This window comes from Oscillochloris sp. ZM17-4 (assembly GCF_019599295.1).
Taxonomy (GTDB): Bacteria; Chloroflexota; Chloroflexia; order Chloroflexales; family Chloroflexaceae; genus Oscillochloris.
On the sequence record NZ_JAIEWN010000024.1, the window covers coordinates 35,018 to 36,938 of the forward strand.

General features: G+C 75.9%; 1 protein-coding gene. It reads right to left on the reverse strand.

The window, feature by feature from the left end:
• Positions 1–1,812: tetratricopeptide repeat protein (locus K2Z83_RS17175; protein ID WP_220596415.1), on the reverse strand; the 1,812-nt coding region annotated here is incomplete at its 3' end.
• Between the last annotated feature and the right edge of the window lie 109 nt (positions 1,813–1,921).

Below are 1,921 nucleotides of genomic sequence, written 5' to 3' on the forward strand. Positions count from 1 at the left end.
GGCCCCGATCTCGGCCCGCTCGGCGGCCCGCTCGGCCTCGCCGCAGAAGCTGTGGATGAGCGAGAGCACCAGCAGCGTCTCGCGGTGGCCGCGCGGCGTGTGGCGCTGGCCGCGCTCGCTGGCCAGGCGCTCCTCCTCGGCCCAGCCCTCCAGGATGGCCCGGGCCTCGGCCAGGCGCCCGGTGCGCAGCTTCACCCGCACGCTCAGCAGGTCCTCGACCGGCCCCTCCTCGCGCAGGGTGCGCGCCTCGGCCCGCAGCCGCTCGGCGTCGGCCGGATTGCCCATGTTCAGCTTATTCTCGGCCAGCAGGTCGAGCAGGCGCGCGCGGGCCGCCCGGTCGTCCAGCCCGTCGCTGATCCGCAGGGCCTCCTGGAGCAGGCTCTCGGCCTGGGCCGGGCGCACCTGGTCGATGTAGACCAGGGCCTGGCCGCGCAGCGCCCGGCTGACCCCGGCCTGGTCGCGGCGGTCGCGCCAGGCGGCCTCGGCCTGGGCGTACCAGGAGAGCGCCTCGTCGAAGCGTGAGCGCAGGCGGTAGAGGTCGCCCAGGTAGCCGATCAGGCGCGGGTGGGCGCTGAGCACCTCGGGGGGCATGGCGTCGATCCAGCCGGCCAGGGTGTCGAGGCGCCCTGCGCGCAGGGCGGCCTCGCCGGCGCGGGCCACGGCGGCGGCGGCCTCGTCGTAGTCGCGCGCCGCCAGCCAGTGGTAGATCGCCTCCTCATCGTCGCCCCGCGCCGCGTAGAATCGCGCGGCGCGGCGGCGGCGGCCCTCCAGGGCCGGAGCATCGGCGGCCTGCTGGCGCAGGAAGTCGTGGAAGAGATGGTGGTAGCGCAGCTGCTCGGAGCCGATCTCCACCACGAACAGGTCGCGGTCGCGCAGCTGCTCGATCATGGCCGCGCCGTCATCGGCCTGGCGCACCGCGTCGCAGGCGGCCGGGGTCAGCTCGCGCAGCAGGGCCGTCTCGCGCATGAAGGAGGCCAGCGCGGCCGGCTGGCGGCCGAGCACGTCGCCGGCCAGGTAGTCGAAGAGCGCGGCCAGCGAGGCCGGCCGGTCGGTCAGCAGCTCGGCCAGCCCGCGCGACGAGCCGCCGCGCAGGCCCTGCCAGACCAGCTGGAGCGCGATCGGCCAGCCCTCGGTCTGGTGGGCCAGGGCGGCCACGTCGGCGTCGGCCAGCCCCATGCCGTAGACCTCGCGGAACAGCGTGGCGATCTCGCCGGCGTCGAAGGCCAGGGCCTCGCGGCCCAGCTCAAGCACCTCGCCGCGGGCCCGCCAGCGCAGCAGCTCGCCGCCGGCCAGCGGGTAGCGGGTAGAGAGGACCACCCGCAGGTCGCGCGGGGCGTAGGCGATCAGGCGGTCGGTGAGCGCGCGCACCTCGGGCGAGCCGGCCACAAAGTGGTAGTCGTCCAGCACGAGGATGGCCGGGCCGATGAGGGTCTCGCCCACCGCGTTGAGCAGGGCGTCGAGGGCGGTCGCCCAGACCGACACGCCGGCCTCGCCCCGGCGCTCGCGCAGAGTGGCGGCGGGCAGGTCGGAGAGGCCGGGCAGGCCGGCGGCGCAGGCGGCGATCAGGTAGGAGAGGAAGATCTGCGGGTCGCTGTCGCCCTCGCCGACGCTGTACCAGAGCAGGGGCAGCCCGCCGTCAGCCAGCGTCACCAGAGCCGTCGTCTTGCCGTAGCCGGTGCCGGCCTGGAGCAGCGTCACGCGGTAGTCTAGCGCCTCGCGCAGGCGCGCGGCCAGCGCCGGGCGCGGCAGCAGCCGCCGGTGCAGGCGCGGGGGGGCCAGCTTTGCGCGCAGCAGGAGGGTCTCGTTCGACATGGGGGTGTCCTTCTTCGGTCATTATACCGCCTCTCCCAGAGGCTGCGCGGCGGGAGCGCCCCCCGCTGGCGACTGAGGTCGCAGCGCGAGGGCCTGCGGCCGCCCGCCC